Below are 18,987 nucleotides of genomic sequence, written 5' to 3'. Positions count from 1 at the left end.
CGCTGCACGCAGTTCCTCCCCGTCGGTGTCCGGCGACGCACCCTCGCAGCCGGGACGGTCCAAGATCAATCGGATGCTGTACCGGTGCGTCCGTTCTCACCCCTGCGGAGGACGGGCGACCATGGAGCGCGCCGGCGGCGACGACGAGGAGGTGGGGCGTGCGGCGGGAGGCGAGCATCCTGCACCTGGACCTCGACGCCTTCTTCGCCGCGGTCGAGCAGCGCGACAAGCCCTCGCTGCGCGGGCGGCCGGTGGTCGTCGGCGGCACCGGCGGCCGCGGGGTGGTGGCGACGGCGTCCTACGAGGCCCGCGCCTACGGAGCCCGCTCGGCGATGTCCACCGCGGAGGCGCGCCGCCGCTGCCCGTCCGGGACCGCCTTCCTCGGCGGCCGGTTCGCCGCCTACCGCCGCACCTCCGGCGTGGTGATGGAGCTGCTGCGCGAGCTGTCCCCGCTGGTGGAGCCGGTCTCGATCGACGAGGCCTACGTGGACCTGGCGGCCGGCGGCGACCTGGACCTGTCGGTGGACGGCGTCACGGCGCTGGCCCGCGGGCTCAAGGAGCGGATCGCCGCGGCCACCGGCGGGGTGACCGGGTCGGTCGGCATCGGCAGCTCCAAGCTGATGGCCAAGATCGGCTCCGACCTCGACAAGCCCGACGGGCTGGTCGTCGTCCCCCCGGGGCGGGAACGGGAGGTGCTGCACCCGCTGCCGGTGACCCGGCTGGGCGGCGTGGGGCCGGCGACCGCCGAGCGGCTGCACCAGGTGGGCGTGAAGACCGTCGGCGATCTGGCCGCGAAGTCCCTGCCCGACCTCGTGGCGCTGGCCGGCCGGGCACACGGGACGGGGCTGTACGCGCTGGCCCGCGCCGAGGACGACCGGCCGGTGGTCGCCGAGCGCGAGGCGAAGTCGATCTCGCAGGAGGAGACCTTCGCCCGGGACCTCACCGACCGCGCCGTCCTCGCCCGGTACGTGGACAGCATGGCCGCGCGGGTCGGCAGCCGGTTGCGCGCCGCGGCCTACTCGGGCCGGACGGTGACGCTCAAGCTGCGCCGCTACGACTTCACCACGCTCACCCGCTCGCAGACGCTGCCCCAGCCCACCGACGACCCGCGGGTGATCGCCTCGATCGGGCACCGCCTGCTGGCCGAGGCCGGCACCCAGGGCGGGCTGCGGCTGCTCGGGGTCGGCGTCTCCGGGCTGTCGCTCTACGCCCAGGGCGACCTGTTCGCCGACGACGAGCCGACGCCGGACGACGACGTGGGGACGACGGACGACCGGCCCGAGGAGGAGCCCGAGCCGCGGACGGCCGAGGCCCGCTGGTGGCCCGGGCAGGACGTGCGGCACGACGAGCTCGGCGCCGGCTGGGTGTGGGGCCGCGGCCTCGGGCGGGTCACCGTGCGCTTCGAGGGCCCGCTGACGCCGCCCGGACCGGTGCGCACGCTCGCCTCCGACGACCGCGCCCTGCACCCGGCCGAGCCGCCGGACTGGCGGGTCAGCGAGCCAGTGCGAGCCACCCCAACACGGTGAGGTCCCGGTCGACGTGCACGACCACCCGCACGCCGGCGCGGGTGACCAGGTGGACCGTGCACCATCCGGTGGGATCGACCTCGATCCGGTCGACGACCGCCCCCGGGTGGTCGGCCAGCGCCACGGCGGCCACCTGGACGGCGACGTCCGCGGGGAGGTCGGGCTCCGCGGGTACCGCGGGTCGCGTCCGCAGCCACAGGATCCTGTCCGCGCTCGTGCTGGTGGCCATGGCGGCCTCCCGTCGTCCGGCAGCCTCTGGTGGACCGCTCGCTCGGAGCCTGGGCCGCGCGCCTGTGGGGATCCTGGGGATCGGGTGCCGGTTTCCTCGGGATCCCCGGCCGTCGGCGACCATGGGCGGGTGACGGAGCAGAGCGCATGGGTGCGGATCACCCAGCAGGACCCCGGCCACTCGGCCGCCTACGTGCAGCGGTTCCGGGACCTCGCGGCCCGGGGCTTCGACCTCGCCGGCGAGGCCCGGCTGGTCGACGCGATGCTGCCGCGCGGCTCCCGGGTGCTCGACGCCGGCTGCGGGCCGGGCCGGACGGGCGGCTGGCTGGCCCGCGCCGGGCACGTCGTCGTCGGGGTGGACGTCGACCCGGTGCTGATCGCCGCCGCCGAGGAGGACCACCCCGGGCCGCGGTGGCTCGTCGGCGACCTCGCCGAGCTCGACCTGCCGGCGCGCGGCGTCCCGGAGCCCTTCGACGTGGTCGTCTCCGCCGGCAACGTGATGGCCTTCCTCGCGCCGAGCACGCGGGTCGCCGTCCTGCAGCGGCTGCGGGCGCACGTGGCACCCGGCGGGCGCGCGGTGATCGGCTTCGGCGCCGGCCGCGGCTACGCCTTCGACGACTTCCGGGGCGACGCCCGCGCGGCGGGCTGGGACGAGGACCTGCTGCTCTCCACCTGGGACCTGCGGCCGTTCACCCCGGGATCGGACTTCCTGGTCGCCGTCCTCCGTCCCACGTGAGCTGACGGGGTTCGGCCTCCCTGCAGGGTCCCGCCGCGAGCCTGCGAGCGGTGGGGGGCAGGGAGGTCCTTCTTCAGCGCTCCTCGGCCCCGAGGGCGAGGGTCAGCTCCAGGACGGACTGCGGGTCCTCGAGGCGCTCGCCGTAGAGGTCGCGCAGCTGCCCCATGCGGTAGCGCACCGTCTGCGGGTGCACGAACAGCTCGGCGGCGATCTTCTCCCGGCGTCCGTGGTGCAGCAGCCACGCGCGCAGCGTCTCGACGAGCTTCTCGCGGGGACCGGGACCGAGCCCGTCGAGCGGGGCGAGCACCTGGGCGCGCAGGTCGGCCAGCGCCTCGCCGTCGGCCCGCAGGACCAGGTCGGACAGCCGCAGCTCGGTGTCCACGGGCAGGTCGCCGTCCGGGCGCAGGTCCAGCTGCAGCGCCCGCAGCGCCCGCGAGTAGGAGGAGCGGGCCTGCTGCCACGGCCGCGCCGGACCGACCACGGCCTCCCGCCCGGTCAGCGCCCGGACCAGCTGGCTGCGGGCGTACCCGTCGGCGTCCGGCACGAGCAGCACCGAGCGCTCCGCGCCGGGCTCGGTCCCGGGCAGGTCCTCACCGGCCTGCAGCGTGCGGACGTCGAGCACGGCGAGGGCGCCGCGCGCGCGGGCCTCGGGCACCAGCACCGCGGTCAGGGTCCGCGGCGGCGTCCAGTCCGCTCGATCGGCCGCGGTGGTGAGGTCGTACGGGGGCGCGCCCGTGAGCAACAGCTCGGCCAGCCGCTCCAGCTCCCGGCGGCGCAACCGGCCGCTGCTGTCGAGCTGGTCGGCATGTCCCGAGGCGCTGGCCGCCGAGAGCTGGTCGATGTAGGCGAACACCAGCGCGGCGAACCGGGCCAGCGACCCGGCGGGCATGCCGGCCTCCACCGCCGTCTCGCTCATGTGCTGCCAGGCCACCCGGGCACCCACCCGGTAGGCGGCCAGCAGGGCGTCCATCGAGCGACCGCTGCGCGCCTCCCCGCGACCCAGGGCGTAGGCACCCTCCAGCGCCGGGCCGATGGGCCGGCTGGGGTCCGCGCCGCCGCTCGCCGTCGCCAGCTCCAGGAAGCCGCCCAGGGCCAGCTGGACGGCGTTCTCGATCTTCCGGCCCATGACACCGCTGAACGCCTCGGTGTAGCTCGGCACCTCGACGACGATCGCGGCGACGGTCCGCTCGGCCACAGCCGGCAGCTGGCCCTGCATCGCCGCCGCGACCTCGGGCCGGAAGGTGTCCTGCTCCGGCGCCATCGACGCCCCCTTCTGCTCAGGGCCGTTGCCCGCCAGCCACTCGAACCTCTGGTTGTTCGGTGGGGACAGTATCCGGCGGCACGTTCACGCCCAAAGCACAGGTAATTGCGCACAGAGCTGGGAACCATCAGAGGTATGACAGCGACCGTTCCGCGCCCTTCCTCGGCACGGCCGGCCCTGAGCACGCTGCGGAACCGGGTGATGCGCTTCGCCGAGCTCGCCACCACCCCGCTGCTGCCTGCGGACTACCTGGACCTGGTCAACCCGCTGCGCTCCGGCGCCGACCTGCGCGGCCGCATCGAGGCCGTCGTCCCCGAGACGCGCGACGCCGCCACGATCGTCATCCGCCCCGGCGCCGACTGGCAGCCGCACCGGCCCGGGCAGTACGTGCGCATCGGCATCGACGTCGACGGCGTGCGCATGTGGCGGGCCTACTCGATCACCTCGGATCTGGGCCGCACCGACGGCTGCTTCACCGTCACCGTCAAGGCGATCCCCGACGGCAAGGTGAGCAACCACCTGGTGCGCCGCGCGCAGCCGGGCACGATCGTGCAGCTCGACCAGGCCACCGGCGAGTTCTGCCTGCCCGAGCAGCGGCCGGCCAAGGCGCTGTTCGTCACCGCCGGCTCCGGCATCACGCCGGTCATGGGCATCCTGCGCAACCACCCCGAGCTCACCGACGTCGTCCTGGTGCATTCGGCGCCCACGGCCGACGACGTCGTCTTCGGCGCGGACCTGCGGCAGCTGGCCGCCGACGGCCGCATCCGGCTGGTCGAGCAGCACACCGACACCGCCGGGATGCTGGATGCCGCCGCGATCGCCGAGCTGGTGCCCGACCTCGCCGAGCGGTCCACCTGGGCCTGCGGCCCGATCGGCATGCTCGAGGCGCTCGAGGAGCACTGGAACGCTGCCGGCATCGCCGACCGGCTGTACACCGAGCGGTTCCGCGCGAAGGTGCTGGTCACCGGCGAGGGCGGGACGGTGACGTTCACCAAGAACGGGACGTCGCTCGAGGCCGACGGGGCCACCCCGATCCTCGACGCCGCCGAGGACGCCGGCGTCCTCATGCCGAGCGGCTGCCGGATGGGCATCTGCTTCGGCTGCGTGCTGCCGCTGCGCGAGGGCGCCGTCCGGGACCTGCGCAACGGCGAGGTCACCACGGCCGCACCGGGCGACGGCGTCCTCATCCAGACCTGCATCAGCGCCGCCGCCGGCGCCTGCGACATCGACCACTGACCGCTCGAGACCCGAGGAGCCGCACCGCATGACCGTTCTGCAGAAGAAGGCCGACAACCCGATCGAGCACCTGACCGCCGAGGACATCGAGCTCATCGGCAAGGAACTCGACGACATCCGCCAGAGTGTGATCGACACCCGCGGCGAGAACGACGCCCGCTACATCCGCAAGGTCATCGACGTCCACCGCAAGATCGAGCTGGGCAGCCGCGCCGTCCTGCTCGCCTCGGGCTTCCCGCCCGCGTTCGTGGTCGGGACGATCGGCCTGTCGGTCGCCAAGATCCTCGAGAACATGGAGATCGGGCACAACATCCTGCACGGCCAGTGGGACTGGATGCGGGACCCCAAGATCCACTCCACGACGTGGGAGTGGGACATGGCCAGCCCGGCCGACCAGTGGAAGCACTCGCACAACGAGATGCACCACACGTACACCAACGTCGTCGGCAAGGACAACGACCTCGGCTACGGCATCATGCGCGTCGACGAGGACCAGCCGTGGCAGCCGTTCCACCTCGGCCAGCCCCTGTGGAGCTTCATCAACGCCTGCTTCTTCGAGTACGGGATCGCCGCGTACGACCTGGAGCTGGCCGGGACCATCGCCAAGAAGCGGACCGGGGACCCGGAGTTCCGGGCCCGCGCCAAGGCCGTGCTGCGCAAGATCGGCAGGCAGGTGCGCAAGGACTACGTCATCCACCCGCTGCTGTCCGGTCCGAACTTCCTGCCCACGCTCGCGGCCAACTTCACCGCCAACCTGGTGCGCAACCTGTGGTCGAACTCGGTGATCCTCTGCGGGCACTTCCCCGAGGGCGTCGAGACCTTCGAGAAGAAGTCGATCGAGGGCGAGACCCGCGGTGAGTGGTACCTGCGCCAGATGCTCGGCTCGGCCAACATCTCCGGGTCCAAGGCCATGCACATCATGACCGGGAACCTGTCGCACCAGATCGAGCACCACCTGTTCCCGGACCTGCCGAGCAGCCGGTACGCCGAGATCGCGCCGAGGATCCGCGACCTGTTCGACCGCTACGGCCTGAAATACCACACCGCGCCGCTGCCGCAGCAGGTCGGCTCGGCCTGGCACAAGATCATCCGGCTGTCGCTGCCGAACGGCTGGCTGGAACTGACCAACCGCCGCAACCTGGTGCCGCAGCTGGTGGCGCTCTACAAGATGACCACCGGCGGGCCCAAGGTCCGCCGCACGCTCCAGCGGAAGCTGACCGCGGGCGTCCGGCTGTCCCGGGCGGCCGCAGCCGCCGCCTGACCGGCTGCACCCGCAGCACGCAGGGAACGCCAGGGGCCCGGAACCGACACGGTTGCGGGCCCCTGGCGTTCAGCGCTCCGCGGCTCGAGCCAGGTATCGGGCCTCCCGGCTTCTCGACGCGGTGGATGGCTCCACGTGGAACGCGATGAACGCGGGCCCGGGCGCTGGCTGACTCAACCGGCTGACCGTCACGTGCCCGGACCGTTCGGTCTCCTCAAACCGTTGTCCTGTGCCAACGGGTTCGTCGCGGGCCGGACCCTGACCGCCAGCCAGCTCGACTTCGTGCAACTCGTCGTCGCAGCGCTCACCGCACACGGAGCCATGGACCCAGGACTGCTGTGGGGAGTCACCGTTCACCGGACAGGCTCCCCAGGAGCCGAACTCGCTGTTCACCGACGCCGACATCACCTCACTCGTCGCCGTGCTGGAGGCCGTCCGATCGACCGCCCAGCCCGCCGCTGACGTGGTCGCCTGAGCGGTCGTCGGCGGGCGGTCCGCCGTCGTGCCGCCCCGGCGGGTGACGCCGCTCCGCACACCGGGACCCACGGCCCTGCCGTCGCACCGTCCACGCCGCTGCCATGGACGTCTGCCGAGCGGACGGGAGGACGCTGTGGACGGTTACGCCTTCGAGGCGACGATGACGCGGGTGCTCCCCATCGGGCTGGTGCCCGAGGGGCTGCGACTGGACGCGTACTACCAGGGGCGGATCACCGAGGGTCCGCTGACCGGGGACACCGTCGACGGCGTCGACTACTTCCTGCTGCGACGGGACGGCGTCGGGGTGGTCGACGTCCGGCAGGTGTTCTCCGGTGAGAGCGGGCGGACGGTCGCCACGGAGGTTCACGGCTACGTCGCGGCGCCGTCGCCTGTGCCCCCGCTCGAGGCGGTCGCCGACCCGGCCTTCGCGTGGCCCGACGCCGAGCTGCCGGTGCACGGCTCGGTCGTGCTACGCACCGCGGTGCCGGAGCTGCAGGCGCTCAACTCCACGGTGTACGGCTTCACCGGGACGGTCAACGCAGGCCGGGGCGAGCTGCGGGTGCGCGCGCACAGCCTGGCACGGGTCCCCGTCGCCTGACCGTCGCGCTCCACGTGGAACAACGGCCGGGAGCCCCGGGACGTCGTCCGTTCCGAGGCTCCGCGTCTCAGTGCATCCCGCGGGTCGGGGCCGCGTGGCCTCTGAGGCGTAGTCAGCGGTGGGAGGAGCTCGGCGGCACTGATCGACCTCCCAGGTCACCCCCGGACTGTCTGGCGGCGCAGGTCGAGCGAGCCGTCGGCCGCGCCGCAGTCACGGAATCGCGTGACCTGAGCAGCTTTCAGCCGGCCGTCACATGAACTCGCCATCCGAGCTCGCAGCTGTGTCAGTTCGCCATGTCCACGAAGCGGCTGTAGTGGCCCTGGAAGGCGACCGTGACGTTCGCGGTGGGGCCGTTGCGGTGCTTCACGAGCATGATGTCGGCCTCGCCGGCACGCGGTGATTCCTTCTCGTACATGTCCTCGCGGTGGATCATCATGACCATGTCGGCGTCCTGCTCGATCGAGTTGTGGACGGCGATCCCTTCGGCCACGAAGTTGTGTCCCCCGAGCACCGTGGCGTCGTAGACCTCTTCCTCGACGCCTTGCTCGATGGCGACGATCTCGTCCCACAGCACGTCGTTGACGGCCTGGATCTCGAGCTCGGCGTCGTCGAGGACGGCTGCGATCCGACCGAGTCGCTCCCGGCTGGGGGCGCGCTTCCACATCGTGCTGCCGCAGAACGCCGACCCCATCGCGGCGGCGAAGGCCCGGTGGCTCATGCCCTTCTCCTCCAGAACCGCACGGACGCGCTCCCAGACCTGGACGGGCACGGTGTCGACGTTGGGGTTACCGGACAGCTGCCGGACGATTCCCAGCAGCTGGTCCGCGGCCGCGCCCCGGGCGCCGTGGACACCGATCTCCCCGAGGAACCGGCGCTGGTCGTCGCAACCGCTGATGTCGAGCGTCCAACCGTCGCGGTAGCCGCTCTTCCCCACCCGTCGGACGCGGCAGGAGATGCCGAAGCGGAGCAGCAGCCGGGACACGTCGTCGACAAGCTGCCGACTGGTCGAGGCGTAGTAGACCCGGCCACCTCGCCCGTTCTTGTTCACCGTGACGGAACCGTCGGTGGCCCAGAGGTGGCGTAGGAACAGCGCGATCTGCTTCTTGGGCAAGGAGAACGCCGGCTGCGGCACGAACTTCTCGTGGCTGCGCAGGCCGAACAGGCCCAGCTCGTCGAGCCAGGCGGCAATCGGGTTCCGGCGACCGTGGGTCAGCGGAAACGGGGCGCGCAGCCTCAGGGTGGTGCAGCGGGCGGCGGCGTACTCGTCGCGCGCGGCCACGACGCCGAAGTGCAGGGCGGCGGTGGTGACCGCGCGCAGGTTCTCCTCGTCGATGGAGGCGTAGCGCAGCGGCTGCCGCTTGACGAAGCTGCCGTCGCCGATGAGGTGGGCCAGCAGGACCACCTTCTCGTCCTCCCAGACGGTCATCCGGTCCGGGGCCGGCACGTGCCGCGGCACGGCGATGCGGTCGCCGGGTGCCAGCTCCCCGAGCGGCCGGAAGCCGTCGTAGGTCAGGAACGGGTGGTTGGCCGTCGCCCGGATCGTCTTGCCCGAGGAGCTCGTCAGCTGCAGCACCGGCTTGCGGCCGGTGGAGAAGACGTGGGTGAGGTGCCGGCGGACGTAGCGCAGGTTGTCGTCCAGGGCCCACACAGGGACGTCGGTCGCCCCGCTCTCGAAGAGCTCGCCCATCGTCGTCTCGGCGCCGGTGTCGGCCCGGAGGATGCGGGTGTCGGCAGGCAGGCAACCGGACTCGCGGAGGTCGGAGAGCATCGGCTTCTTGTCCTGCCGTTGTTCGGAACCACGGTTCAGCTGACTCATGGCGATGACCGGGACCTCGAGCTCCTTGGCCAGCAGCTTGAGGGCACGGGAGAACTCCGAGACCTCCTGCTGACGGCTCTCGACGCGCTTGCCGGACGTCATGAGCTGGAGGTAGTCGATGACCACGAGCTTGAGGTCGTTGCGCTGCTTGAGCCGCCGCGCCTTCGCCCGGATCTCCATCATCGTCATGTTCGGGGAGTCGTCGATGTAGAGCGGGGCGTCGGCGATCTCGCCCATGCGACGGGCGAGCTTGGACCAGTCCTCGTCCGACAGCGTGCCGGCGCGCATGTGGTGCAGCGGCACCTTCGCCTCGGCCGAGAGCAGACGCATGGTGATCTCGTGCTTGCTCATCTCCAACGAGAAGATGCAGGTGGCCAGGTGGTGCTTCACCGTCGCCGACCGGGCGATGTCCAGACCCAGCGTCGAGTTGTGGGTCGGGATGAAGCTGCGACCGGCCAGGAACAGGTGGTCCTCGGCGTCGACCTCGATGCAGCGAACGGGCACGCTCTCGATCGGCCGGACGTCAGTGATGAAACGGACGCTGCGGGCGGTGCAGCCGCGCGCACCCCGCTCCTTGTGCACCAGCTTCTTCCGCTCGAGGCGGAACACCTCGTCGTCCGTGCTGAAGGTCAGCGTGAAGCAGGTGGACGACGCCTCGCTGCGGCCCCTGACCCGCTTGCGCGTCATCCGCACCCGGTGGCCGAGGCCGGCGATGAGCTCGCGGGCGTCCTCGGCCAGCCGCTGGTTCGTGACCGCGAACTGGACGACGCCACTCGGGGCCACCGTCCCGTCGGTGTCCAGCAATCCGGCCAGCAGAGCCCGCCGCTGAGCCACTGATCCCCGCAGGTAGGCCGTCGGGATGTGCTTGTCCCCGAAGACGCCCAGGGAGCGCAGCAGCCCCTGCACGGTGCCGTGGTCGTCACGGCAGGCCTGGCACTGCGCCAGGCCGGACGACGGGCCGCCGCAGTCAGGACAGCTCACCCGGCGCCCGACACCACCGCTTGCCCGCAGCCGGCCGCCGCACGTCTTGCCGCAGGTCTGCACCTGCGATGTCTTCGGCACGAACAGCTCGCCGCACATGGGACACGGCCGGGCCTCGACGGCCGGCCGGGCCGGCAGCCGCAACGAGTACCGCCGGGCGACGCCCGTCGGCTCGACCACGAGCCCGTCGGCCTCGATGTGGAGCGCGATCTCGGGGTCGTTGCTGGTGAAGTGCGCGGCCCGTGAGGTGCCGTCACCCAGCCACACGCCGAGCGCGTACGGCGGCAGGGGGAAATCGGCCTCCGGCAGCTGCAGCGGCGCTGCGTTGGTGACCGAGTGGTTGAGGCGGGCGTCCTTGGTGGCGCAGCGGACGGTGCGGGCGATGTCCTGCGTCGTCCGGACGCAGGCGTTGGTGCGCTGGTTGCGGTAGCGGTTGTAGCCGGTGGCCGCCTGCTGAGCAGAGCGGCGGCTGGCTCGTGTCTCGGTCAGCCACTGGTGCTGGGCGTCGGCGACGATCACCGATCCGTCGGAGAAGTGCACCTCGTAGCAGGGGCGGCCGGTCATCACCTCGGTGGCGGCCACCACCGTCGTCGGCCGGCCGTCCGAGCCCATCACTTGGTCACCGACGGCGACCTCACCCATCGTCGTCCAGCCGGTCGGCGTGGCGATCGGGGTGTCGAGGGCCAAGGCCTTGCCCACCCCAGGCCGGGCCGCAATCACCACCATTTGTCCGGCCTGAAGACCATTCGTCAGTTCGTCGAGATCACGGATGCCGGTCGGGACGCCGCGGGCGGTGCCACCGCGGGACGCGATGGCGTCCAGCTCGTCCATCGTCGGCTGCAGGACGTCCTCGAGGCGCGAGTAGTCCTCGCTCATGCGCTTCTCGGTGACGTCGTAGATCTCCTGCTGGGCGCGGTCGACGATGTCGTCGACGTCGCCCTTGCCGCCGGCCGCGCCGTAGCCCAGCTGGACGACGCGGGTGCCGGCCTCGACCAGCCGCCGCAGCACCGCCTGCTCGGCCACGATCGCGGCGTAGTAGCCGGCGTTGGCCGCCGTCGGGGTCGACTGGATGAGGGTGTGCAGGTAGACCGCGCCGCCCATCTTCGACAGCTGGTCGGTGCGGTTGAGCTCGGCGGCGACGGTGATCGCGTCGGCCGGCTCGCCCCGCCCGTACAGGTCGAGGATGCAGTCGAAGATCACCTGGTGCGCCGGCCGGTAGAAGTCCGGGCCCGCCAGCACCTCGACGACGTCGGCGATCGCGTCCTTGCTCAGCAGCATGCCGCCCAGCACCGACTGCTCCGCCGCGACGTCCTGCGGCGGCTGCCGGTCGTACTGCGGCGCCGTCGGGGTCGGTCGGCTGAAGTCGTCGGCCACCGCCACGGGAGGTCCTCCATCCACTCACGGCGCACCCGCGCACAGGCCCCGGCGGGATCGCCGGGGCCTGGTGGGGGAAGCACCAGTACGCTGCACACCTGCTCGAACGTGTGTTCGAGGCATTCCTACCCCGGGGCACCGACACCTCGGGCGGTCGCGGGGCCGAGGAGGACGTTAGGAAGTGCGGACGGACCAGTCCAACACCGGTGTGGGTGCGCTTCTGCACAACTTGTGGACAAGTCGGTGGACACAGCCGTGTCGACATGTGGAGACAGCGGGGGACGCCGCGGCGCCGTCCCCCGTATCCCGCGGCTGACCTGCAGGAAGACGGCCCACCGGCTGTGGACGGGAGAAAATCCGGAGAAATCTGGGTGTCGCCCTCCGGCGTGTCGCAGGTGCGGACACAGGCGCCCCAGCGGTCACGCGTCCACAGGTCGACACCCACGGCCGCCGGCCGGCGCGGTACCGATCACCGTGCGTGCGGTTCCGGCCCCGGAACGCCGCGAGGGGCGCCGGACCGGAGTCCGACGCCCCTCGCGGGCGGTTCAGCGACGAGCGGGTCCTCAGCCGGGGACGACCTCGATGGTCAGCGGGGAGGTGACCTCGGGGTGCACCCGCACGGTCACCGTGTGCTGGCCGGTCGTCTTGATGCTGCTGGGCAGCTCCACCCGGCGCCGGTCGAGCGCGGGGCCGCCGGCGGCGGTCACGGCGTTGACGACGTCGGCGGTGGTGATGCGGCCGAACAGGCGGCCGCCCTCACCGGCGCGCGCCGGCACCCGGACGGTCAGGCCCGACAGGCGCCCGGCCACGGCCTGGGCCTCCTCGAGCGACCGCACCTCGCGGGCGGCACGCGCCCGGCGCAGCGACTCGACCTGCTTCTCGGCACCGCGGGTGGCCTGGATGGCCAGGCCGCGGGGCAGGAGGTAGTTGCGGGCGTACCCGCCCTTGACCTCCACCGTGTCACCGGAGGACCCGAGACCGGTGACCTCCTGCGTCAGGATCAGCTTCTGGGTGCTCATGGTCAGCGCGCCGTCGAGGTGTAGGGCAGCAGGGCCATCTCACGGCTGTTCTTGACGGCCGTGGCGACGTCCCGCTGGTGCTGGCTGCAGTTGCCGCTCACGCGGCGGGCACGGATCTTGCCGCGGTCGGAGATGAACTTCCGCAGCAGGGTCGTGTCCTTGTAGTCGATGTAGGTCGCCTTGTCCTTGCAGAACTGGCAGACCTTCTTCTTGGGCTTGCGAACGGGGGGCTTGGCCACCGGAGTTCTCCAGAGAGTGAGGGGATGGAACGGCCCCCTCGCAGGGGCCCGCGCCGAGCGGAGCGAGGCGTGGGGGCGAGGGGGTCCTTTCTCAGAAGGGCGGCTCGTCGGACGGCGGGGCCGGGGTCGACCACGGGTCGCTGGACCCGCCGCCACCACCGAAGCCGCCACCGCCACCGCCACCACCGCCGCCGAAGCCGCCGCCGCCCTCACCGCGGGAGGCCTTGGTGACCTTCGCGGTGGCGTAGCGGAGCGACGGTCCGATCTCGTCGACCTCGAGTTCGACGACGGTGCGCTTCTCGCCTTCCTTGGTCTCGAACGACCGCTGCTTGAGCCGGCCGGAGACGATCACCCGCGACCCGCGGGTCAGCGACTCGGCGACGTTCTCCGCCGCCTGCCGCCACACGTTGCAACGCAGGAAGAGCGCCTCGCCGTCCTTCCACTCCTGCGACTGGCGGTCGAAGGTCCGCGGTGTGGAGGCCACGGTGAAGTTGGCGACCGCGGCGCCGGAGGGCGTGAAGCGCAGCTCCGGGTCCGACGTCAGGTTCCCGATGACGGTGATGACGGTCTCGCCGGCCATCGTCAGTGGACCTCGGGCCGCATCAGCTTCGTGCGCAGGACCGACTCGTTGAGGTTCAGCTGCCGGTCGAGCTCGGCCACCGCGGCGGGCGTGGCCTGGATGTCGACGATGGCGTAGATGCCCTCGACCTGCTTCTTGATCTCGTAGGCCAACCGGCGGCGGCCCCAGATCTCGGTCTTCACGGTGCCACCGGAGTTGGTGACCACGGTGAGGAACCGGTCGAGGGAGGGAGCGATCGTGCGCTCCTCCAGGTCGGGGTCGAGGATGACCATCAGTTCGTAGCGACGCACGGAGAACCCCACCTCCTCTGGTCTGAGCGGCTGCAGTCGGTCTGCAGCAGGAGGGTCGTACACGCGTCGCGCGCCCCACCCGGTGACAGCCACCGGTGGAACGCGCTCTGCCGATGCTACCAGCGACGGGCTGCCCGCCGGCCGTCGTCCACAGGGACGGCGCTCGGCGCACGAGCCGGGTGCCGACGGGCACCGCCGGTGTCGGCACCCGGAACTAAGGTCGGCCGGGTGGCAGCTCACCCGATCGGCGTACACGTCGGCCCAGGTCTGACCCAGGACGGCGGGATGGACAACGGCGGTCCGCTGGCCCGGGCCGCGGAGATGGACGCCGACGGCGTGCAGGTCTTCCTGGGTGATCCGCAGGGGTGGAAGGCGCCGCGGCTGTCCGCCGACCTGCAGTCCGCGCTCTCCGGTGACCTGCTCCTGGTCGTGCACGCGCCCTACGTCCTCAACGTGGCGTCGACGAACAACCGCATCCGCATCCCGAGCCGCAAGACGCTCGGCCAGCACGCCCAGGTCGCCGCGGCCATCGGCGCCCGCGGCATGGTCGTGCACGGCGGTCACGTGCTGGGGAGCGACGACCCGGCCGCCGGCGTCGACAACTGGCGGAAGACCTTCGCCCGGCAGGCCGAGGACGGTGGCTTCCCCCTGCCGTTGCTCATCGAGAACACCGCCGGTGGCGGCAACGCCATGGCCCGCGACCTCGACGCCCTCACCCGGCTGTGGGACGCCGTCGGCGAGTTCGGCGCCGGCTTCGTGCTCGACACCTGCCACGCGTGGGCTGCCGGCTGGGACCTCGCGACCGCGGTGGACGACGTCCGGGCGATCACCGGCCGCGTCGACCTGGTGCACCTCAACAACAGCCGCGACCCGCAGGGCTCCAGCCGTGACCGGCACGCCCCGCTGGCCGACGGCGAGATTCCGACCGAGCTGCTGGTCGAGGTCGCCCGGGCAGCCGACTGTCCCGTCGTCCTGGAGACCCCCGGCGACGCCGCCTCGCACGCCGAGGAGATCACCCTGCTCCGGCAGTCCCTCGCCTGAGCGGAGCGCTGCGTGACCGGCGCGCCCGATGATCAGGTGACCTGATCGTGCGGGGTCCTCCCTCGCCGCCGGACGTGCGGGAGGACACTCCATGATCAGGTCACCTGATCATGGCCGAGGGCGGCCGTAGGGTGAGGGCGTCCCAGCTGCCGTCCAGCACCCCACCCGCAGGGTCGTCGACGCCGGGCCAGCTGGTGCGGACGACGTCGTCGTCCGGCCGCCTCATCTCCCGCGCGACGAGCACCACGAGCGACACCAGGACGGCGTCGCGGACCAGGACGGCGAGGAAGAACCACTCCACCTCGACGCCGCGGTTCTCGGTGCCGAGGTAGTAGAGCATCGTCAGCACCCACACCAGGGCCTCGCTGACCTGCCAGACCAGCAGCGAGCGCCACCGGGGCCGGGCCAGCACCGCCAGGGGCAGCAGCCACAGCGCGTACTGCGGGCTGTAGACCTTGTTGAGCAGCAGGAAGCCGGCCACCAGCAGGAAGGCCACCTGCGCCACCCGCGGCCGCACCGGGGCGCTCAGCACCAGCCAGGCGACCCAGGCGGCCAGCGCGAGCAGCAGCACGGCCACGACCGCGTTGAGCACCGCCGGCGTCTCCCCGTCGGCGAGGGGGCCGTCGAGGACCCGGTTGTCGGTGGCCGTCAGCAGGACGTTCCAGATGGACTCCGGGTTGGCCGGGCGCTGCCGGCTGAAGACGAAGAACCAGCTCCAGTTCTCCGGTGCCAGCAGGGCCACCGGCAGGTTCACCGCCAGCCACGCACCGGCCGCGGCGAGCGCTGCCCGCAGCCAGGTCCGCAGCGCACCGGCCCGCAGGCACAGCAGGAAGAGCGCGCCCAGCACGAGGACGGGGTAGAGCTTCGCGGCCACGCCGAGCCCGAGCAGCGCCCCGGCCAGCACCGGCCGCTGCCGGGCCCACGCCCACATCCCCAGCGTGGCGAGGGCGACGGCCAGCAGGTCCCAGTTGTTGAACGCGTAGACGAGCAGCGCGGGCGACAGCGCCACCATGGCGGTGTCCCACGGCCGCCGACCGGTCAGCGGCAGGACGGCTCGGGTGACCACCAGCGCGCACACCGACATGAGCAGCGCCGTGACGACGGTGTAGCTCTGCACCGGCGGGACCGCCGGGAGCACGCCGACCTCCGCGGCCAGCGCGTCGTACCAGCCGGAGAGCAGCGCGGCGAGCGCCATCACCGCCCCGGTGAGCACCGGGTACTCCACCCGCGCGTCGAGGTAGGGCAGCGCCCCCTCGCCCTGCCGGTAGACGCCGAACAGCGGCACCGGGTCGGAGTAGCAGAGGTGGGTGTACTGCAGCGAGCCGGTCCAGTCGCCGTCGGAGCAGGGGGCCTGCTTGAGCCAGGCGAGCGCCAGCACGGTCGTGGTGAACAGCAGGCACACCCGCAGCGGGGTCCAGAACGACGCCCGCCCGACGAGCGCGTGGCGGCCCCAGGGGCCACCCACCGCCTCGCTCGCCTGCGCCACGACCGGGTCGGTCCAGGTGGGGACGACGCGGTCCGGCTCCGGACACGCCCTGCAACTCATCCCACCCGCCCCGTCCGCCGGTGCGGACGGGCCCGTCGGGATCGTGCTCATGCGGGTCAGTCTGCCCGCCGCAGGTCAGCCGTTCTGCTGACCGTTGGTGCCGTTGGCCGTGGGATCGCCCGGCTGCCCGCCGGCGTTACCGCGGGGGCCCGTGATGCCTCCTTCGCCGCCACCGCCGTCGGGGTCGTCCTGCTCACCCTCGCCCTCCGGCGTGACCGGCGTGACCGGGGTGACCGGCGTCGGCGGCGTGACCGGCGTGGGCGGGGTGACCGGGGTCGTCGGCACCGTCGGCTGAGTCGGCTCCTGCGTCGGCTGGGCTGTCACCGGACTGGGCGCCTGCGTCCGCGTCTCGGTCTGCGGCGCGGGCACGCCGTTGCCGGTGTCGCCGCGGATGAGCGCCCGGTCAGGCAGGTCCTCCTCCGGCGTCCCGTCCAGCACGGTGTCCATGAACTCCTGCCAGATGGCGCCGGGCAGGCCCGAGCCGTAGATGATCCGGCCGTTGACGTCCTCGATCGGCTGGGCGGGCGAGTCGTTGCCCATCCAGACCGCGGTGGAGATGGACGGCGTGAAACCGACCATCCACGCGTCGGAGTTGTCCTCGCCCTGACCCTGCGTACCGGTCTTGCTGGCCACCTCGCGGCCACCATCGAGCGAGCGCCGCGAGTGGGCGGCGACGTCGGTCATCGCGTAGGTGACGTCGTTGACCACGTCGTCCTCGAAGACCCGGTCGCCGGCGTCGCCGTCGTAGTCGAGCAGCACCGCGCCCTCGCTGTCGGTCACCTGCGCGACGAAGTACGGCTCGTGCTCGACGCCGGTGGCCAGGGTGGCGAAGCCGTGCGCCTGGTCGATCGGGCGCATCTCGTACTGGCCGATGCCGATGGAGGCACCGGTCCCGCCGGTCTCCGGGTCGGCCAGGGTGTTGCTGCCGGCGAGCGTGCCGTAGGCCGGCTCGTCCGGCCAGGCCTCCGGCAGACCGGTGGCCTCGAGGATGTTCTGCCGGACCCGCTCGGCGCCGACCTCGTAGGCCAGCCCGTAGTAGGTGGTGTTCAGGGAGCGGGTCATCGCCTCCATGAGCGTGCAGGAGCCGCACGAGGCGCCGCCGGCGTTGCGGACCGGCAGGCCCGGGCGGTCCGGGAAGTCCTGCGGTGAGGAGCCGTCGCGCCGGGCGTTGACGCTGATGCCGTCCTCCAGCGCGGTGGCCAGCACGTACGGCTTCACCGACGAGCCGGGCTGGCGCAGGGCCTGCGCGTAGTCGACCGCGCCGTCACCGGAGCCGATCGGCCCGCCGTAGTACGCGCGCACGGCACCGGTGTTCGGGTCGATGGCCACGAGCGCCTCGCGCAGGGTGTCCGGCTGGCGCTCCATCACCTCGGTGACGGCGGAGACGGCGGCGTCCTGGTAGCTCTTGTCGACCGTGGTGGTGATCCGCAGGCCGCCGGCTCGGATCTGCTGCTCGTCGTAGCCCTTGGCCTCCAGCTCGGCGATGGCGCGCTGGACGACCAGGCCCTCCGACCCGCCGGGGATGCCCAGGTTGGAACCCGTGCGGGGGAGGACGGGCGGGAAGACCGAGGCGTCCCGCTCCTGCTGGGTCAGCCAGCCCTCGTCGACCATCGCGTCGAGCACCAGACCCCAGCGGTCCTGCGCCCCCTCGGGGTTGGACTCCGGGTCGTAGGAGGAGGGACTGCGGACGAGGACGGCGAGCACCGCGCCCTGCTGGGCGGTCAGCTGGCTGGCCGGCACGCCGAAGTAGGTGTTGGCCGCCGCCTCGATGCCGTACGCGCCGCGGCCGAAGTAGATCGTGTTCAGGTAGTTCTCGAGGATCTCGTTCTTCTCGTACTCGTTGTCGAGCTTGACGGCGAGGAAGAGCTCCTGGAACTTCCGGCTGAACGTCTGCTCCGACGTCAGGAAGGCGTTCTTGACGTACTGCTGGGTGATGGTCGAGCCACCCTGCGTGGAGCCGCCGGTCAGGTTGTTCCAGGCGGCGCGCACGATGCCCGTCGCGGAGATGCCGGGGTCGGTGTAGAAGCTGCGGTTCTCAGCTGCCAGCATCGCCTCGCGCGCGGGCTCCGAGACCTCGGCGAGCGGCACGTTGGTGCGGTTCTCCGCGCCCAGCCGGGCCATCTCGGTGGTGCCGTCGGCGTAGTGGACGACCGTCGTCTGCGCGTTCTGCACCGAGCTCGGGTCGGGCACGTCGGTCGTCGCGTAGACGACGCCCACGAAGACGCCGAGCAGCACGAACGCGCCAGCCAGCACGCCGAGGAGGGCCTTGAGCCGGCGCCGGCGGCGCTGCTGCCTGGTGCGGCTGCCCTTACCGGCGGGACGGGTCCCCCGTGCGGCCGGGCCGGGCCGCGAGGCCGTCGTCCGGCCGCCGCGGCCTGCCGGTGGCCGGCCCTTGCCCGCCGGGGGCCGGCCGCCTCCGCCGGTCCCGCCGGCGGTGCGACCGGACGGCGGACGGCGGACCGAGCCGCCGCGCGGCCCGACCGGTGAGGTCTCGTCGTGGGGAGGCACGCAGGGGCCCCTCTCTGGTTCGGTTCTCGGTGGGCACGCAGGACGACCGCGTCCGGCACCCAGGGTGGCGTCTCGAGCTGTGCGAGCGAGGACGACCCGCGGCGCAGCGACGCCTCGGTGTCTCAACGACCACGCGGGGCACTTCGTGTTCCCCGTGTGACGCGTCCTACAGCTGCTCGGTGGCCGCCCGCCGCCTCGTGCGCCGGGGCTGGCGACCGGGGTCCGGCTCGGCTCCCAGGACGTACGAGCAGTCGAGGTGGTTCCACCCGC

At 72.4% G+C, this 18,987-nt stretch carries 15 protein-coding genes; 6 read left to right on the top strand and 9 right to left on the bottom strand.

Annotation, left to right across the window (positions count from 1 at the left end):
* Positions 1 to 158 precede the first annotated feature (158 nt).
* Complete coding sequence (locus BUB17_RS20555; RefSeq protein WP_072920547.1) at positions 159 to 1,526, top strand: DNA polymerase IV; 1,368 nt, start codon at positions 159 to 161, stop codon at positions 1,524 to 1,526.
* On the opposite strand, the gene BUB17_RS20550 is transcribed toward BUB17_RS20555, so the two are convergent.
* Complete coding sequence (locus tag BUB17_RS20550; protein WP_072920546.1) at positions 1,492 to 1,755, bottom strand: hypothetical protein; 264 nt, start codon at positions 1,753 to 1,755, stop codon at positions 1,492 to 1,494. The genes BUB17_RS20555 and BUB17_RS20550 overlap by 35 nt on opposite strands.
* 129 nt (positions 1,756 to 1,884) lie before the next feature.
* On the opposite strand from BUB17_RS20550, the gene BUB17_RS20545 reads away from it, so the two are divergent.
* Positions 1,885 to 2,490: a class I SAM-dependent methyltransferase gene (locus tag BUB17_RS20545; RefSeq protein ID WP_072920545.1), complete on the top strand. Its 606-nt coding sequence runs from the start codon at positions 1,885 to 1,887 to the stop codon at positions 2,488 to 2,490.
* Between the two features lie 73 nt (positions 2,491 to 2,563).
* Here BUB17_RS20545 and BUB17_RS20540 read toward each other — a convergent pair whose 3' ends face one another.
* A complete protein-coding gene (locus tag BUB17_RS20540) occupies positions 2,564 to 3,751 on the bottom strand; it encodes a PucR family transcriptional regulator (protein WP_072920544.1) in 1,188 nt (395 codons plus the stop codon).
* A 201-nt stretch (positions 3,752 to 3,952) separates the two neighbouring features.
* Between BUB17_RS20540 and BUB17_RS20535 the strand changes: the two genes are divergently transcribed.
* The 3 genes from BUB17_RS20535 to BUB17_RS20520 all read left to right on the top strand — a co-directional run bounded on the left by BUB17_RS20535 (position 3,953) and on the right by BUB17_RS20520 (position 7,323).
* A complete protein-coding gene (locus BUB17_RS20535; protein ID WP_244277401.1) occupies positions 3,953 to 4,987 on the top strand; it encodes a ferredoxin reductase in 1,035 nt (344 codons plus the stop codon).
* A gap of 28 nt (positions 4,988 to 5,015) precedes the next feature.
* Entirely contained in the window at positions 5,016 to 6,248 is a 1,233-nt protein-coding gene (locus tag BUB17_RS20530) for a fatty acid desaturase family protein (protein ID WP_072920542.1), read from the top strand.
* A 610-nt stretch (positions 6,249 to 6,858) separates the two neighbouring features.
* Positions 6,859 to 7,323 (top strand): hypothetical protein, encoded by a 465-nt coding sequence (locus tag BUB17_RS20520; RefSeq protein ID WP_072920540.1) that lies wholly within the window; start codon positions 6,859 to 6,861, stop codon positions 7,321 to 7,323.
* A gap of 283 nt (positions 7,324 to 7,606) precedes the next feature.
* On the opposite strand, the gene BUB17_RS20515 is transcribed toward BUB17_RS20520, so the two are convergent.
* The 5 genes from BUB17_RS20515 to rpsF form a co-directional block, all read right to left on the bottom strand.
* A complete protein-coding gene (locus BUB17_RS20515; RefSeq protein WP_072920539.1) occupies positions 7,607 to 11,500 on the bottom strand; it encodes a replicative DNA helicase in 3,894 nt (1,297 codons plus the stop codon).
* A 557-nt stretch (positions 11,501 to 12,057) separates the two neighbouring features.
* A complete protein-coding gene (gene rplI / locus BUB17_RS20510; protein WP_072920538.1) occupies positions 12,058 to 12,513 on the bottom strand; it encodes a 50S ribosomal protein L9 in 456 nt (151 codons plus the stop codon).
* 2 nt (positions 12,514 to 12,515) lie between these two features.
* Entirely contained in the window at positions 12,516 to 12,752 is a 237-nt protein-coding gene (gene rpsR, locus BUB17_RS20505) for a 30S ribosomal protein S18 (protein ID WP_012951016.1), read from the bottom strand.
* Between the two features lie 91 nt (positions 12,753 to 12,843).
* The gene (locus tag BUB17_RS20500) at positions 12,844 to 13,332 is read right to left on the bottom strand and encodes a single-stranded DNA-binding protein (protein WP_072920537.1); all 489 of its coding nucleotides are present in this window, start codon (positions 13,330 to 13,332) and stop codon (positions 12,844 to 12,846) included.
* A gap of 2 nt (positions 13,333 to 13,334) precedes the next feature.
* Positions 13,335 to 13,622 (bottom strand): 30S ribosomal protein S6, encoded by a 288-nt coding sequence (rpsF, locus tag BUB17_RS20495; RefSeq protein WP_072920562.1) that lies wholly within the window; start codon positions 13,620 to 13,622, stop codon positions 13,335 to 13,337.
* Between the two features lie 228 nt (positions 13,623 to 13,850).
* Here rpsF and BUB17_RS20490 point away from each other — a divergent pair, with 228 nt between their 5' ends.
* Positions 13,851 to 14,663: a deoxyribonuclease IV gene (locus BUB17_RS20490; protein ID WP_141243122.1), complete on the top strand. Its 813-nt coding sequence runs from the start codon at positions 13,851 to 13,853 to the stop codon at positions 14,661 to 14,663.
* Positions 14,664 to 14,763: 100 nt separating this feature from the next.
* Here the strand turns inward: BUB17_RS20490 and BUB17_RS20485 are convergent, their stop codons facing one another.
* Positions 14,764 to 16,209, bottom strand: a complete 1,446-nt coding sequence (locus BUB17_RS20485) for a glycosyltransferase family 87 protein (RefSeq protein WP_072920535.1) — start codon at positions 16,207 to 16,209, stop codon at positions 14,764 to 14,766.
* A gap of 75 nt (positions 16,210 to 16,284) precedes the next feature.
* Positions 16,285 to 18,717: a transglycosylase domain-containing protein gene (locus tag BUB17_RS20480; RefSeq protein WP_244277398.1), complete on the bottom strand. Its 2,433-nt coding sequence runs from the start codon at positions 18,715 to 18,717 to the stop codon at positions 16,285 to 16,287.
* Positions 18,718 to 18,987 lie beyond the last annotated feature (270 nt).

It is taken from the genome of Geodermatophilus obscurus, assembly GCF_900143215.1.
GTDB lineage: Bacteria > Actinomycetota > Actinomycetes > Mycobacteriales > Geodermatophilaceae > Geodermatophilus > Geodermatophilus obscurus_A.
This window is presented reverse-complemented; position numbering and strand designations above follow the sequence as displayed.

What these genes read in the sequence shown, in the direction of transcription:
- rplI (WP_072920538.1), bottom strand. Translation starts at nt 12,513, where the DNA reads ATGAGCACCCAGAAGCTGATCCTGACGCAGGAGGTCACCGGTCTCGGG.
- BUB17_RS20540 (WP_072920544.1), bottom strand. Translation starts at nt 3,751, where the DNA reads ATGGCGCCGGAGCAGGACACCTTCCGGCCCGAGGTCGCGGCGGCGATG.
- BUB17_RS20535 (WP_244277401.1), top strand. Translation starts at nt 3,953, where the DNA reads ATGCGCTTCGCCGAGCTCGCCACCACCCCGCTGCTGCCTGCGGACTAC.
- BUB17_RS20530 (WP_072920542.1), top strand. Translation starts at nt 5,016, where the DNA reads ATGACCGTTCTGCAGAAGAAGGCCGACAACCCGATCGAGCACCTGACC.
- BUB17_RS20550 (WP_072920546.1), bottom strand. Translation starts at nt 1,755, where the DNA reads ATGGCCACCAGCACGAGCGCGGACAGGATCCTGTGGCTGCGGACGCGA.
- BUB17_RS20485 (WP_072920535.1), bottom strand. Translation starts at nt 16,209, where the DNA reads ATGAGTTGCAGGGCGTGTCCGGAGCCGGACCGCGTCGTCCCCACCTGG.
- BUB17_RS20500 (WP_072920537.1), bottom strand. Translation starts at nt 13,332, where the DNA reads ATGGCCGGCGAGACCGTCATCACCGTCATCGGGAACCTGACGTCGGAC.